This is a genomic window from Bacteroides luti (genome assembly GCF_900128905.1).
In the GTDB taxonomy this organism is placed as follows: domain Bacteria; phylum Bacteroidota; class Bacteroidia; order Bacteroidales; family Bacteroidaceae; genus Bacteroides; species Bacteroides luti.
On the sequence record NZ_FQTV01000001.1, the window covers coordinates 384,428 to 397,227 of the forward strand.

The window sequence follows — 12,800 nt, forward strand, 5'->3', positions numbered from 1 at the left end:
GGGTTGTTTAAAGTGAACAACCCTTTTTTTATTCCTTTTCTTTGGGATAGCTATGAAACCGTTTTCAAATATTCAATTCTCAGAGACTTAATTTTGCTTTTTGGCCAACCTCTTTTTTGTCATTATAAAATAGTTGTCCCTTAAAAGTGATTATATTTCTGATTAAAAGTAACTCTTTATTTTTGATTTCTGAATTATTAAGGGGCGACTATAATAATCAAGCAATCTGCAATTCCCTATTCGGGATTAAACAATGATGTTACTGATAAAACAGAATCTTCTCGAAACATTCTTTAATAGAAATATTGTACTAAGAAGCAATATAAAGATTCTACTTAATCTTAAATACAAAGCCAGAAGCAGTCATATACTTACCTCCTTGCATAGCATTAAACATATAGGCCGGTTTACCGTTTTTGAATAATATCTGTGGCCTTTCAAATCTTCCATAACGGGTAAGATGTTTGGGTGCAGGAGGTTCTTGCAGATATGCATCCGCTCCGTACCAGCCAATCTGAGGTTTTCCCCAATGAATTCCATCTTTCGACTCAAGATAAAGACCGACAGTATGATTATAGAATCCCATATCGCGCATTAGCATTTTGAATTTACCTTTCTGATACCAAATAAAAGCATCCTCCACTTGCTGGTTTTTACCGTATACAGAGAAGTCAATCAGCGGATTACCTTCGTATCGTACATAAGGGCCTTCAAGCTTCTTTGCTATTGCCAGACCATATTTACGATTTCCTTTAACACCATTCTTCTCCTGAGTATAATCTACATTATTCCAGGATTTGTAATAAAGCCAATACTCTCCATTTGGATGTTTGATAAATGCAGGATTTGTTGTGCAATGATCATCCCATGATCCTTCAGAGCCAGCTTCCAACAGGGGTTTATCACTCCTGGTCCAGGGACCGTTTAGTGTTGGAGCCGTAGCTAGTCCAATGCGCTTAGTATTAGTCTTTCCATTACTATTACCCATATAAAAAAGGCAATATTTGCCGTCAACGTATTCGATATGTGGATTATGACAAGTAGTGGCATCCCAATATCCGGGACGAGGCGCAAGTACTGTTTCAACATAAGTATACGGTCCTTCAGGACGATCGGCCACGGCATGAGCAATTTCCGATTTATGAATCCAACCTCCCATTCCATATTTAGCCGGCCAGCGGGAATAAAACACATGAACCTTTCCATCCGGTCCATAAATTGGAGCTACACACCACACGTAGTAATCTTCTGTTTCAAGGATTCTTCCCATTGGAGTAAGAGACTTACAGAATTTTGAAACATCTTTCTTTTTAAAATCCTTAAAGGTATCCGGCTTATTTTGAGCCAAAGCACCTAAAGAAATTAAAAATGAAAGAATCCATATAAACTTGTCTTTCATTTTCATGTATTAAATAATTAATGGGTGCAAATATATGAAGACCGATCTTCAATATTTGCACCCATTATGCTGTTTTATATTCGGAAATTGATGTTGGTTAGCTCAATCCATCAATAAAGCCATTTACAATATCTATTCGTGTTGCCTGAGGATCTTTTGGTAAGCCCGGCATACGCATTATGTCTCCGGCAATAGCAACAATCATCTCTGCACCATTATTTATAACAATATCACGGATATGCAATTCAAAATCTGTAGCAACTCCATAAGCTTTATCATCTGCGGAGAAGGAGTACTGAGTTTTTGCAATACAGATAGGGTAATCTGAAATGCCCATGTCTTTTATAAGCTTTAGCATCTTATTTGCCTGACTGCTGAAAGTGACCATTTTTGCACCATAAATATTCTTAGCAACTTTCTCAATCTTTTCGGGTACCGAATCTTCATCTTTATAAGTAAAGGTAAGTGGTGCAGAAGGTTTTTCCTGAATAGTACGAGCCACAAGTTCTGCAAGTTCAACAGCTCCTTCGCCACCTTGAGCAAAAGCATTGTTTACGGCAAAACCCACACCTGCCCATTCACAATACTCACGTACCATTGCTATTTCTTCTTCCGAGTCTGTGCTATACTTATTAAAAGCTACCACTACATTCTGATGAAAAGAGCGAATATTATTGATATGCTTATCCAGATTCTTTAATCCCTCACACAGTCCGTTCAGATTAGGCTCTTTGATTTTATCGAGGCTCACTCCACCATGCATTTTCAACCCCTGAGCAGTGGCAACAATTACTGTCAGTTTAGGTTGCAATCCGGATTTACGACACTTGATATTGAAGAACTTCTCAGCACCAAGATCGGCACCGAAGCCGGCTTCGGTAATTACATAATCGCCAAAAGACATAGCCATTTTTGTTGCAACAATAGAGTTGCAACCATGAGCAATATTAGCAAAAGGACCGCCATGTACAAAGGCTGCTGTATTTTCTGTAGTCTGAACCAAGTTGGGATGAATTGTATCTTTTAAAAGTACGGTAATGGCACCTGCTACCCCAAGATCTTTAACTGTAAAAGGTTTATCGTTGTAAGTGTATCCAAGGAGGATATTCTCAATGCGACGGCGAAGATCTTTTAAATCTCTTGCCAGACAAAGGATAGCCATAATTTCGGAAGCAGGAGTAATATCAAATCCGGCTTCACGGGTTATGCCGTTTGCCTTTCCTCCAATACCTGTAACTATATCCCGAAGAGTACGATCGTTTACATCAAGGACACGCTTCCAAAGAATATCTTTAAGTCCAAATCCCGAAGCCTGATTCTGATAAAGATAATTATCGAGTAAAGCGGTAATCATGTTATGCGCCGAAGTGATAGCATGAAAGTCTCCCGTAAAATGAAGATTGATATTCTCCATTGGAAGCACCTGCGCATATCCTCCACCGGCTGCTCCACCTTTCATACCGAAACATGGACCAAGGGATGGTTCGCGCAACGCCACGATTGCTTTCTTGCCTATTTTATTTAATCCTAACGCAAGACCTATTGAAACTGTTGTTTTACCAATACCGGCTTTTGTAGGAGTAATAGCGGTTACAAGAATCAGATTACTGTTCTTTACCTTATCTTCGTTTATTAAATGTACTGGAACTTTCGCAATGTAACGGCCATAATTCTCCACCTCGTCAACAGGAATGCCCACATTACATGCTACTTTCTTTATTTTGTCTAGCTCAACGCTTCTTGCTATTTCAATATCTGTCTTCATATATATTCGTTTAGAATGCAAAATTAACAATAAAGAACGAATGGGAATGACAAATAATGAAAAAATGAATATATATCGACTATATATTACAAATATATATAATAACGGCCCTCATATTATAAATTTAATAGAAAAAACGAAATCTGAATAATCAAAATTGAGGGAATCAAGAAGTAATGCAAGCATAATGGCAGAATTTAAAAGAGATAAATTACATATCTGGCCGCTAATTAACATTTATTCAAAGTAACATTTCTCTTTAGATGTACATTGAATGCATATTTTGATATACATCAAAGCATGTGTTAGATGTATATCAAAGTACACGTTTGATGTACATCATAATTAGAAAACTTAACGGAAGAAATAAAAAAAGCTGCCCGGAGTTTTACCAGACAGCCTTTACATATATAATATAGGTACAATCTTTCAATTGTTTATTCAATCATACTGTTTCTTTCCGTTATAGTCCCAACGTGAATTTCCGCAAATAGAATTCCTGAGGCACGCCACTCTTATTCAGGAAGCGGACAGCTTTTACTGACTCTTTGCCCATAGTTGCCTTGAGCAGTTCGCCATCCTGTTCACAAGCAAGAGCTTGCCAGTTTTCACCATCAGTAGTAAACTGAAGCTCTCCCCATTGCAAGAGATTAGCTTTTCCTGCATTAAATTCTATCGAACGAAGCTTCGTTGCCTTCAATAGTTGAATCGTTATGAATGCATCTTTATCTGCTTTGATTACTTCATTTGAAGGAGATAGACTCACTGTTTTTTCCTTCAATTGCAAAGGCAAAGATTTCACCTGAGAAATATTGCTTAGCAAAGTATGAGGGCAATAATCATAGACTACTGCAAGATTCTCACCAAATTGTTTGTTATAACGTTCTGTTGCCTGAGCATACAGATTATTCACGAATGGCACCAAGACTAGTGATCCAACCTTCACTCCCGGTTGCCATGGATTAATATTATTGGTGGCATCAAGCTCGAACATCTGTTCTTTGAGTTCTTTTACGAGAGAATAATCAAGTTTGAAGCTCTCTTTATCAGATGTTTCCAGATCGCGAAGCATATCCATTACAGCTGCTCCGGTTTGTCCCAGCAATCCGAATTGTTTTATCCAGGGATTAATATCTTTAATCAGGAGATCATTGTCCTTACTTCTCAAAAGAATATCGGATGCAACAACAATGCTTTTAAATTCACGTTCCAACGTAGTAAAATCATCTTTCGGATATGCGCTTTCAGATTGGAAAGCAGTCAGGAATCGTTCAGTTACGGGTTTGATTATTACAGATTCCTCCCTACGGTATTTATGACCGTTAACGCCAAGATCTGAATTGTGTGATGCAAAAACACGCAAAGCTTCGTAATTGGTTGGCATAATTGCCTTAAGTGAACCTTGCCATGCGGCATTAGGATCATATTTCTCCATGTTCCAGGTATAATCTGCCACACCATAAATAGCAACTTTCGAGGCTTCGGCATGCTCCATTGGGTTTGCAACAAAACCCGACATTGTTTGAGCAATATCTGTATCGTTACCATAAACCGGTCCCATCAGTAAATGATCTCTTACATAATCCGTAACTGGGAAATTCCACCATATATATGCCGGTCTTTTAATCTGAGTGTTGATCCAGTCCATACCATCACGATGAATATCGGCCACCACACGATCGCCGGTCCACATTATCTGAATAGAAGGATTCAGCTTCTCGCCTAAAGTTCTAAGATAACCTTTCTCCAGATTTGCCCAACTCTTATTATATTCAGTAGGACACATCACCAATGGAGTTACGTCCTTCTTAACTTTAACGAACTGATTATCTATATAATTCAGCAATTCAGCCTGCTTCAGCGGGTCTGTTCCTTCACCGGAAATATCATCAAAAAACACTGCAAAAGAACGTATGCCCAAATCATACATCTGACCAAACTTCTGTAAAAGCAATTCACGGTCTTCATCATTCCAACGAATATCCTGTCCCGGATGTATGGCCCATACAAAGTCCACTTTGTTACTCTTTGCCAACTTTACAAGTTCTGCCATCCGTGCAGCCTCTTCCTGTGGATAAGGCTTTCTCCAGTTCGGCGAGCTATGAAAAGGATCATTCTTGGGGCCGTAGATATATGTATTTAATTTATTAGTTCCGTAAAACTTCAGCTGACTTACACGGTCTTCATAGCTCCAGGGTTTGCCATAAAACCCTTCAACAACTCCGCGGTAACGAACATCCGGATAGTCTGTGATATTAATCTGGGGAAGATTTCCTTCCTTGAGAAGCTGAGATACTGTCTGCATGCCATAGAAAGTACCGCGTTCATCCGAGCCAACCAAAACAAGTTTCTTATCATCAATGCTCAAGTAATACGCTTCCGGTTTTTGAGGAACCAAGCGTGCATATTTCTTCACAGCCTTATCACCTTTTTCACCGATAATAACCTTAAAACCTTTTTTGGCCATTCTTCCTGCAAATAAATCCTTCAGAATATTAACTGCATCAGTATCGGCATTGTCTGCTCCTATTAATTGCACATGCTCAGGCAGAGTTAAAGACTTACCTATCACCTTCATGTCTTGCGGACGAGGTTGCAACATTATTTCCTGTGCATTCAATGCCGAATTGAACAGAAATCCACAAGCCATAACTCCAGTAACTGTTTTTATTAAATTCATTTGTTTCTCTTTACTATTATTAATTAACAGTACAAATATAATATAATTAAGGATATTATTAATGATATAATTTAAAAACAAGAAGTAATAAAAGCGCATTTATTATAAAAGATAGAATTATGCAGCAAAACTAAATTAATTATTTAATAAAAAGACAGATACAAAAAACAGCCTTTAAACAGTATATAAATACCATTTAAAGGCTGAATAATAAAAATCTTATATTGTTAGAAAGGATCTATAGCAATTAGAAAGCCTTACGATAGATCTTTTCGATATCTTCAATTGAAGTTGGACGTGGATTTCCTCCTGTACAAACATCATTGAATGCAGCAACAGCAAGAGCAGGAATATCTTCTTCCTTCACTCCAATTTCATTAAGTTTCTGAGGTATATTGATACTGATAGACAAAGCTTTAACAGCTTCAACAGCAGCTTTCACGCCTTCTTCGCAAGTCATGCCATCTACATTTACACCCATTGCCTTAGCAATATCTTTGTATTTTGGAGCAGCAGGAGATTCTGCGTTGTATTCCATAACGTAAGGCAATAACAATGCATTAGCAACACCATGAGGAGTATCATAGAATGCACCTAGAGGGTGAGCCATTGAGTGAACAATACCCAAACCTACGTTTGAGAATCCCATACCTGCAATGTATTGTGCCTGAGACATAGCTTCGCGAGCAACAGTATCCTTGCCATTATCAACAGCAGCTTTCAGGTTCTGAGCAATCATTTCAATTGCTTTGATTTCGAACATATCGCTCATTGCCCATGCACCTGGAGTAATATAACTTTCAATTGCGTGAGTTAAAGCGTCCATACCTGTTGCAGCAGTCAAACCTTTAGGCATAGAATACATCAATTCAGGGTCAACGATAGCAACAGAAGGGATATCGTTAGGATCTACACACACCATTTTCTTTTTTGCATCCTCATCAATAATCACATAATTGATGGTTACCTCAGCAGCAGTTCCTGCAGTAGTAGGCAATGCAAAAGTAGGAACAGCCTTATTCTTTGTATCAGCCACACCTTCCAAAGACTTAATATCAGCAAATTCAGGATTGTTAACTACAATACCAATACCCTTAGCTGTATCAATAGAAGAGCCACCACCAAGAGCGATTATAAAATCGGCACCCGATTCTTTGAAAGCAGCAACGCCATTCTGCACATTAGCAATAGTTGGATTTGCTTTTACATCACTGTAAAGCTCATAAGGAATATTAGCGCTTTCAAGTACTTTTGTAATTTCGGCAGCAACACCAAACTTGATAAGATCTTTGTCAGTTACAAAAAAAGCTTTTTTAAAACCACGACGTGCAGCCTCAACAGCAATTACACTTCGGCAACCGGCTCCGAAGTAAGAAGTTTCATTTAAAATAATTCTATTCATATATTTTTTTGTTAAGAGTATCAATTTGGCCGCAAAGATAGGAAAATTGCATGCATGAAGCATCCTGCCAGATGTATATTTTAAACAAAAAAATCCTTAAAATAGCAATTATGTGGCATAAAAGATTGGCTTGAAATTTTATTTCACACCTACCTTATTGACTCCCAATAAAGTAGAGATATTGTCCATGAAATCTGAAACCAAAATACAAAGAGCGACATTGCCGCAAAGCCATACATAAAATTGCATTGTATTTTGTTTATCCTATACAAATAACAATTTATATTACTTCTTACGATAATCACTTGGCGACATACCTACGTGCCGCTTAAAATATTTACCAAAAAAAGACTGGTTAGGGAATCCCAGCTGATCTGATATTTCCTGTACAGTAAGAGACAAGGTTTTTAATCTGGCTTTAGCTTCCAAAATAACCTGTTCGTCAATCCACTCTCCTGCCGAACGTCCGCTAACCTCTTTTATAACCCTTGAAAGATGTTTGGGAGTAAGGAAAAGCTGGTCAGCATAAAAAGTCACACTTCTTTCCTTAATAAAGTTCGAACTAACAGACATAAGAAACGATTCAAAAAGCTCCTCTTTTCTGGATTTAAATCTTTTTGTAGGTAAATGAGACTCGAAGATGCTATACATCTCAAAAATCAGCGCACGAAGTATATTTTTTGTTATCTCCTTGCGATATGTATTATTTTTGTTTTTCACCTTTTCCCACAAAAAAGAGTGGTATTCCATCACCGATGCAACTTCTTCATCACTTAGAACTGTACAAGGATGGTCTTTAATGAAAAGGTAAATAGGCACAATTCTTTCAAGAGCTACTGCTATTTCTTCTGTAAAAGAACGGGATAGCACAAAGAACAGACCTGTAAAATCATCGCTTTTCTCATGAAGTTGTACTATCTGATCATAAGTTACTATAATCATATCATTCTTTTTCAGATCATAATCTTTCAGGTTTATTCCCACTCGGGCGTACCCACTCAGAGCAATAACCATAACACTAAGATCTATCCTTGTAGGATAATCAAAGATAGGAACATCATTAATGCCATTAAATATAGCAAAATCGTTTTCAATATAATCCGCATCAGGAAATTTACCGAGTGTTGTAAGATCCTGTCGCAGTACTTCTGTATTTTCAAATTGTTCCATATGTCTCATTTTGGCGCAAATATAAAATAAAAATATGATATTCAGGTATATAATGCGACAAACAGAACAACTAAGGGGTATTGCAGAACTTCCAATCATTAAGTTTACTCCTCAACTTTGCAACGGATTTAGAATCAATAGTATAATAAATTATATGGTATGAAAAAAAGAGAACAAGTATACGCATTGGCGTTGCTATTTTTGGTTGTTAGTTGTAAGGGTAAAAAGGAAGAAGCTACGGCTGACGAAGCTATTCCGGTAAAGGTGGAAACAGTATCCACGACCACTGCTACAGGAGAACATAACTATGTGGGAACAGTTGAGGAAAACACTGGTTCGTCTCTTAGCTTTTCAGTAATGGGTACAGTAGAAAAGGTATTGGTGACTGAAGGACAAAGTGTATCAAAAGGACAATTGCTTGCTGTTCTTAATAAAGCCACATTAATGAATACCTATAATGCGGCTCATTCTTCATTAAAACAAGCTCAGGATGCATACAAGCGTCTAACTCAGCTTCATGAAAGTGGTAGTTTGCCGGAAATTAAGTACGTAGAAATTCAAACTCAATTGCAACAAGCAGAGGCAGCAGAAAGTATTGCAAAAAAGAATCTGAGAGATTGCAATCTGTATGCTCCATTTAGCGGTGTAATTGCAAGAAAATCCATTGATCCGGGAATGAACGTTGTTCCAGGATTTGAATCCATTAAACTGGTTACTATAGATAAGGTAAACGTAAAGGTCTCTGTTCCGGAAAACGAGATTGCACGTGTAAAGAAGGGAGCAACAGCTCAGGTTGATGTTGCTGCGCTTGATCATAAATCGTTTGAAGGCAAGATTGATGAAAAAGGAGTAATAGCTAATCCTCTTTCACATACATACGAAGTTAAAGTTAAACTCAATAATCCTCATCGAGAGTTGATGCCAGGAATGGTATGCGAGGTATATATTTCATCGTCCGACCAACAGCAGGGTGGCATCCTTGTTCCAAACAGTGCCATTCAGATTCTTGATTCTGGCGAACGGTTTGTATGGCTGGCAAAGAATGGCAAAGCCACAAGAAAAATCGTGGGAACCGGTGCACTGACCAACCAAGGAGTTGTGGTTACCAGCGGATTATCGTCCGGCGATCAGGTTATCATTGAAGGAAATCAGAAAGTGAGTGAAGGAATGAAAATTACAGTGAAATGAGCAGAAGAAAAATAAATATAGTAGAATTGGCCATGAGGCACCGACAAATCGTTATTCTGATTGCGTCGTTGCTTGTGATGTTCGGGGTTTATTCCCTTATGGTAATGCCCAAACAGGAATTCCCTGTTTTCACTATCCGTCAGGGATTGGTTATCGGCGTTTATCCAGGTGCCACATCGGCCGAGGTTGAAGAGCAACTGGCTAAGCCTTTGGAGAAATTCATCTTCACTTATAAAGAGGTAAAGAAGAAAAAGACTTATTCCGTATCCAAAGACGGAATGGTTATCGTTAATGTAGAGTTGAATGATGATGTGAAGAACAAGGATGAGTTCTGGTCTAAATTTAAACACGGACTGGAAGGATTCAAATCTCAGTTGCCATCCGGAGTTCTTGCTTTGATGGCTAATGATGACTTTGGTGATACATCGGCAATCCTCATTACATTAGAGTCTGAGGATAAGACTTACCGTGAGTTGGAGAAGTATCTGGAGGAATTGCAGAACAGATTGCGCCGTATTGACGCAGTATCCAATCTTCGTAGTTATGGATTGCAAAAAGAACAAATCAGCATTTACATAGAACAGGAAAAGCTGGCTGCTTACGGCATCAGCTCCACTACCCTTGCCGCTAATCTATTCTCGCAGGGCTTTACCAGCATGAGCGGAGCCGTTGATAATAAAAATTTTGTGGCACCGATACACATCTCCGAGACTTATAGAACGGAAAGAGATGTAGCTGAGCAGATTATTTATTCTGATCCAACAGGGCATGTTATCCGGTTGAAGGATGTAGCTCGTGTGGTTCGAGAATATCCCGACCCTGATTCTTATATAAAGAATAACGGAAAGAAATGTATTCTGCTGTCTATGGAGATGCGGACAGGTAATAACATAGTTCAGTTTGGGAAAGATGTAAACGAAGTATTAGAGTCATATCAGAAGGAATTACCTAAGAGTGTAAGCATGTACCGGATAGCCGATCAATCGAAAGTAGTTGGAGATTCTGTATTCAATTTCCTTAAGGAACTGATGATTGCTATTGGAGCTGTTATCATTGTTATTATGGCACTGCTCCCTATGCGCGTTGCTTCCGTTGCTGCATCCACCATTCCGATATCCATATTTATATCATTGGGATTGTTTTATGCATTCGGGATTGAGCTAAATACGGTAACTCTTGCTGCATTGATCGTTACGTTGGGAATGATTGTAGATAATTCGATAGTGATTATAGATAGCTATCTGGAACATCTGGATGAGGGAATGTCTCGCTGGCATGCTTCCATTATGAGTGCCATGAAGCTGTTTAAGTCCATCTTCTCTGCAACGTTGGCCATCAGTATCACATTCTTTCCGTTCCTTGTTACCACAACCGGAATGTATAATGACTTCCTCAAGGTATTCCCGTGGTCAATCAGTATTATCTTAGGCATATCTTTAGTGGTAGCCATGCTGATGGTTCCTTATATGCAATATTTCTTTATTACCAAAGGATTAAAGCATGCAGAAGAGAAAAAGAAAAAGAAGAAGAATTTGCTAGATCTGATGCAGGAAAAGTATGAAATATTGCTCAATAAATGTTTCAAGCATCCATGGGTTACATTAAGCTTTGGAATTGTAACCATCATTGCCGGATGTTTATTGTTCAGCACATTGCCGCAACGACTAATGCCTATAGCCGAACGTAATCAGTTTGCCGTAGAATTCTATTTGCCTAAGGGAACAGCTATAGAGCAAACAGCTTCAGTGGTTAATCAGCTTGAAGGCATCATGAAGAAGGATAAGCGGATAGTCTCTATTACCTCGTTTGTAGGTGAAGGGTCTCCTCGTTTTCACACTTCGTATGCGCCCAATATGCCTGGAAGTAATTATGCTCAGTATATTGTAAACACAGTTTCGCCGGAAGCTACCGTAGAGTTGCTGGACGAACTGACAGACAAGTATTCGAACTATTTCCCAAATACATATATCCGCTTTAAACAGCTGGATTATTCGGATGCACGCTCACCTATTGAAGTAAGACTTAGCGGCGATAGTCTGAAAGACTTGAATAACGCCGGAGAAAAGGTTCTGCTTACACTAAGAAATATGGACGGTTTGTCTTTGGTACGTCCTAATTTTGAAGAACAGACTCCGGGTGCTATGATACATATTAATAATGATGAAGCTAATCGTCTTGGTATTAGCAAATCTCTCGTAGCAGCAAATATGGCTATGCGCTTCGGCTCTGGAATTCCACTTACCACCTTGTGGGACGGAGATTATCCTATGCAGGTTAAGCTCAAAGCTGAAAGAAAAACAGATCCTAACTTTGAAGATCTGGGCAATGAATATGTACAGTCTATTGTTCCGGGAGTTTCCGTACCTCTTCGCCAAATAGCTAACATAACTCCCGACTGGACCGAAGGACAGATTGTCCGCAGAAATGGAGTGAGAACTCTTTCCATCAATGCGGATGTAAAAAGAGGTATGAACACAACCGCAATGACTGCCAAAGTAGAAAAGAAACTTGAAAATGTATCTCTTCCCAAAGGAGTTACTCTAAGCATGGGAGGTCAGAAGGAATCGGATGGAGAAGCTCTTCCACAAATTATAGGAGCTTTGCTTATTGCCATTGTGATTATATTCTTCATCTTATTGTTCCATTTCAGAAAGATAAATCTGGCATTGCTAATCCTTGTCTCAATGTCGTTAACGGTCTTCGGAGCAGCAATTGGTGTGCTTATTATGGGACAGGATGTTAGTATGACAGGTATTCTAGGTATTGTAAGTTTGATGGGTATCCTCGTAAGAAACGGAATTATCATGCTAGATTATGCAGAAGAACTGAGACACAAGCACAATCTTCCTGTATACGATGCAGCTCTTGAGGCAGGGAAAAGACGTATGCGCCCTATCTTCCTGACATCTGCCGCAGCATCAATGGGTGTAATCCCGATGATTATAAGCAACAGTCCGCTATGGGGACCAATGGGAACGGTTATATGCTTCGGAACATTGATATCAATGGTATTGGTTGTAACGGTATTACCTGTTGCATACTGGATTATTTTCAGAGGCAACCACAAAGGAATCGTTTCGCCCGAGTAATGCTTAAAATTTATTCCTCAATGGATTTTATTTATTGAGGAATAAACCCACAATTATTGGTCAATAAATAAAAATCATTGGTGAATAAATAAAAATTATTCAGGTTT

At 38.6% G+C, this 12,800-nt stretch carries 7 protein-coding genes; 2 read left to right on the forward strand and 5 right to left on the reverse strand.

The features are described from left to right. Positions 1 to 331 precede the first annotated feature (331 nt). The 5 genes from BUC21_RS01650 to BUC21_RS01670 all read right to left on the reverse strand — a co-directional run bounded on the left by BUC21_RS01650 (position 332) and on the right by BUC21_RS01670 (position 8,416). Positions 332 to 1,405, reverse strand: coding sequence for a glycoside hydrolase family protein (locus BUC21_RS01650; protein WP_245797041.1), 1,074 nt, complete (start codon positions 1,403 to 1,405; stop codon positions 332 to 334). A 91-nt stretch (positions 1,406 to 1,496) separates the two neighbouring features. Then, entirely contained in the window at positions 1,497 to 3,164 is a 1,668-nt protein-coding gene (locus BUC21_RS01655; RefSeq protein WP_073398768.1) for a formate--tetrahydrofolate ligase, read from the reverse strand. Positions 3,165 to 3,627: 463 nt separating this feature from the next. After that, positions 3,628 to 5,814, reverse strand: coding sequence for a beta-N-acetylglucosaminidase (locus tag BUC21_RS01660; RefSeq protein WP_073398824.1), 2,187 nt, complete (start codon positions 5,812 to 5,814; stop codon positions 3,628 to 3,630). Positions 5,815 to 6,091: 277 nt separating this feature from the next. Then, a complete protein-coding gene (gene fucO, locus BUC21_RS01665) occupies positions 6,092 to 7,246 on the reverse strand; it encodes a lactaldehyde reductase (RefSeq protein WP_073398825.1) in 1,155 nt (384 codons plus the stop codon). A gap of 285 nt (positions 7,247 to 7,531) precedes the next feature. Further along, the gene (locus BUC21_RS01670) at positions 7,532 to 8,416 is read right to left on the reverse strand and encodes an AraC family transcriptional regulator (RefSeq protein WP_073398769.1); all 885 of its coding nucleotides are present in this window, start codon (positions 8,414 to 8,416) and stop codon (positions 7,532 to 7,534) included. Between the two features lie 159 nt (positions 8,417 to 8,575). On the opposite strand from BUC21_RS01670, the gene BUC21_RS01675 reads away from it, so the two are divergent. Further along, positions 8,576 to 9,604, forward strand: coding sequence for an efflux RND transporter periplasmic adaptor subunit (locus tag BUC21_RS01675; protein WP_073398770.1), 1,029 nt, complete (start codon positions 8,576 to 8,578; stop codon positions 9,602 to 9,604). Then, the gene (locus BUC21_RS01680; RefSeq protein WP_073398771.1) at positions 9,601 to 12,693 is read left to right on the forward strand and encodes an efflux RND transporter permease subunit; all 3,093 of its coding nucleotides are present in this window, start codon (positions 9,601 to 9,603) and stop codon (positions 12,691 to 12,693) included. Before BUC21_RS01675 ends, BUC21_RS01680 begins: the two co-directional genes overlap by 4 nt. The last annotated feature ends 107 nt before the right edge of the window (positions 12,694 to 12,800 follow it).

What these genes read in the sequence shown, in the direction of transcription:
- BUC21_RS01650 (WP_245797041.1), bottom strand. Translation starts at nt 1,405, where the DNA reads ATGAAAATGAAAGACAAGTTTATATGGATTCTTTCATTTTTAATTTCT.
- BUC21_RS01655 (WP_073398768.1), bottom strand. Translation starts at nt 3,164, where the DNA reads ATGAAGACAGATATTGAAATAGCAAGAAGCGTTGAGCTAGACAAAATA.
- BUC21_RS01660 (WP_073398824.1), bottom strand. Translation starts at nt 5,814, where the DNA reads ATGGCTTGTGGATTTCTGTTCAATTCGGCATTGAATGCACAGGAAATA.
- fucO (WP_073398825.1), bottom strand. Translation starts at nt 7,246, where the DNA reads ATGAATAGAATTATTTTAAATGAAACTTCTTACTTCGGAGCCGGTTGC.
- BUC21_RS01670 (WP_073398769.1), bottom strand. Translation starts at nt 8,416, where the DNA reads ATGGAACAATTTGAAAATACAGAAGTACTGCGACAGGATCTTACAACA.
- BUC21_RS01675 (WP_073398770.1), top strand. Translation starts at nt 8,576, where the DNA reads ATGAAAAAAAGAGAACAAGTATACGCATTGGCGTTGCTATTTTTGGTT.
- BUC21_RS01680 (WP_073398771.1), top strand. Translation starts at nt 9,601, where the DNA reads ATGAGCAGAAGAAAAATAAATATAGTAGAATTGGCCATGAGGCACCGA.